This is a genomic window from Kocuria atrinae C3-8 (genome assembly GCF_000286355.1).
Classification (GTDB): Bacteria; Actinomycetota; Actinomycetes; order Actinomycetales; family Micrococcaceae; genus Kocuria; species Kocuria atrinae_A.
Map to the genome: position 1 here is coordinate 1 of NZ_AJXN01000197.1, position 3232 is coordinate 3232.

Here is a 3232-nt window from a genome sequence, read left to right on the forward strand (position 1 = left end):
AGTCGGTGGATCGAGGCTAAAGATCCGCAGGGAACATCCCATGGCACGTGCATCAGGACTTCAAACCCCACTTTCCATGGGTGGCTCCTGGAAACGCAAAGATCTCAACGGGCACCTCTCACCACGGACAGCCCGGGGCAACTTGCCTACGCCCGCAAAATCCACCCTCCAGCGACCTACGCACCAAGGGAGACTACGGCGAGTATGGGACTTCACACGAGGTAGCTTTGTGGCTGTGTTCCATGACGACTTCACGGCGCGCACCGAACGCATCCCCGGGTATCAGAATTCACGGCTGGAGGCGCAAAGGTACGCGGCGCAGAAGAACACCAATCGGTAGAACCGGCGCCTACACGCCTTGCCTCGTAAGGTAGTTAGTGGAGTAAGCGACGTCCGGACCAATCGCCAGGCTGAATCCACCGGGACCAGATCCGAAGTCCCGTACCGGCCTTTGACACCTCGATCGCAGCGGCCAAAGTCATGAGCATGTCTAGGAGGACAGTTGGAGTCGAGCGACGCAGTTCCCGGACACATCGCCGTCCGCGGCGCCCGCGAACACAACCTGCGAGCGCTCGACGTCGACATCCCCCGCGACACCGTGGTCGCCTTCACCGGAATCTCCGGGTCGGGAAAATCCTCGCTCGCGTTCGGCACGATTTACTCACACTCCCGCCAGCGCTACCTCGAGTCGGTCTCGCCCTACGCGCGCAGGCTCATCGACCAAGGTTCCGCGCCGCACGTCCGGCTCATCAGCGGCTCCCGCCGGCTGTGGCCCTGCGCCAGCAGCACGCGGGGAGCACGCGATCGTCGGTCGGCACCGTGTCCCGGATTTCGAACGTCCTGCGCATGCTCTTCTCGCGGTCGGGTACCTACCCCGAGGCTACCGCCCCGCCGATCTCGCGGGCACCTTCCCGCGCGACGCCGCTCCCCTGGACTCGGACAGCTTCTCCCCCAACACCGCAGTCGGCGCCTGCCGCACCTGCTCGGGCATGGGACGTCTCCTGCTGGTGGACATCGACAAGCTCGTGGGCAACCCCTCGCTGAGCATCGACGACGGCGCAATCGTCGCTTGGCCGGGCGCCTTCGGTGGCAAGAACAACCGCCGCATCCTCCGTGTCCTCGGCATCGACATCGACGTCCCCTTCGAGTCACTTCCCGCCGACACGCGCGAGTGGGTGCTCACCACCGACGAGCAACCCACCGTCCGCATCGGCGATCGCTACAACGGCACGTACATGAGCCCCAAGCGGTGGGTCGAGCACACCTTCGCGGATTCGCCGTCGGCCCGGATGCGCGCGAAGGCCGCATCGTTCATGACCGACCAGCTCTGCCCCACGTGTCACGGCAAGCGCCTCAATCCGGAAGCTCTGGCGGTCACGATCGCCGGCATGGACATCGCCGACGCCGCTCGCCTCCCCCTCGCCGACCTCGCCTCGTTCCTCGACGCCGCTCGCACGCACTCGGCTACCGACGAGCTCTCTGTTGAGCGCAGACAAGCTGCTCTTGCGCTTATCGATGTCCTCCAGGACCACATCGCGACCATGGTCGACATCGGGCTCGGCTACCTCGAAACCGCGCGACCGACGTCGACGCTCTCAAGCGGTGAACTCAAGCGACTCCACCTGGCCACCCAGTTGCGCAGCGGCCTCTTCGGGGTCCTCTACGTGCTCGACGAGCCCTCTGCCGGACTCCATCCCTCCGATCTCGAACTGCTCCTCGGCGCGCTGAAGCGACTCAAGGACGACGGCAACACGGTTTTCGTGGTCGAGCACAACGCACAGATCATTCGCACCGCGGACTGGATCGTGGACCTCGGTCCGGGTGCGGGCCGCTACGGCGGACGCGTGCTCTACAACGGCCCGTCAGATGGACTTGCCGATGTCGAGGAATCGGCCACCGCACGCTATCTCGGTCCCTCGGCTCCACAGCCACCGGGACCGAACACCTCGCGCGAGCTCAACGACTGGATCGAACTGCACGGCGTCACGGGGCACAACCTCTCCGGCGTTGACATCCGCTTCCCACAGCACGCGTTCACCGCGATCAGCGGAGTCTCCGGTTCGGGTAAGACCACCGTTCTCACGGCACTCGCCGACGCCGCTCGCGCCCAGCTCAATGCCACTGACGTCAAAGCGGATGAAGAGCACAATCCTGATTCTGTCGAGATCGCCGAAGAGCTCGTCAACGGCGCTCCCGTCTGGGATCTGGGCAGCGAGCAACTGGAGACCGCGTCCACAACTGGATTGGACGCCGTCGACCGCGTGATCGAGGTCGACCAACGTCCGATTGGGCGGACGTCCCGCTCGACCCTCGCGACCTACACCGGCCTTTTCGACGGCGTTCGTAAACTTTTCGCCGCGCAGCCTGGGGCCAAGGAACGTGGCTTCGGCGTGGGTCGCTTCTCCTTCAACCAGCCCGAGGGGCGGTGCCCAACGTGCCTGGGCGATGGCGAGGTCAGCATCGAATTGCTGTTCATGCCCACGGAGACCGCCCCGTGTCCGGATTGCCACGGCAAGCGGTACAACCCTGAGACCCTCGAAGTCACCTACCGCGACCATTCGATCGCGGATGTGCTCGCCATGACCGTAGACGAAGCAGCCGACTTCCTCAGTGACGTGCCCAAGGCGTCAGCAATCCTCACGCTGCTGCAGAACATCGGCCTGGGCTATGTCAGTTTGGGTCAAAGCGCACCCACTCTGTCCGGCGGTGAAGCCCAGCGCATCAAACTCGTCTCCGAACTGCACCGATCATCGCGTGGCCACAGCCTCTACATCCTCGATGAGCCCACGACCGGGCTCCATCCCGCCGATGCCGATCTCCTGATCGCCCAACTCCAACTGCTCGCGGATGCGGGGAACACCGTGGTCATCGCTGACCACGATCTGCGGACCCTAAGCGTCGTCGACTGGATCGTCGATATGGGCCCAGGTGCGGGCTCGGCCGGTGGATCCGTGGTGGCCTCCGGGACCCCAGCCGAACTGGCGACTCGCGAGGACAGCCGCACGGGGGTCTACCTCGCGCGGCGTGCTGAGGCCAGGGTTTCCGAATAGAGTTCCCGCCACAGGGGCCTGCAAATCGGTGCTGAGTTTCTCGGGATAGCAAAAAGGCCCCGGAACCAGTGCTGGTTCCGGGGCCTAACTGCTTCCCTGATGGGAAACTCTGGTCGGGCTGACAGGATTTGAACCTGCGACCCCTTGACCCCCAGTCAAGTGCGCTACCAAGCTGCGCCACA

At 64.5% G+C, this 3232-nt stretch carries 1 pseudogene; it reads left to right on the top strand.

Annotated features, from left to right (window positions below):
• The first annotated feature begins 502 nt into the window (after positions 1-502).
• A pseudogene (locus YO9_RS0115660) lies at positions 503-3050 on the top strand (excinuclease ABC subunit UvrA).
• Positions 3051-3232 lie beyond the last annotated feature (182 nt).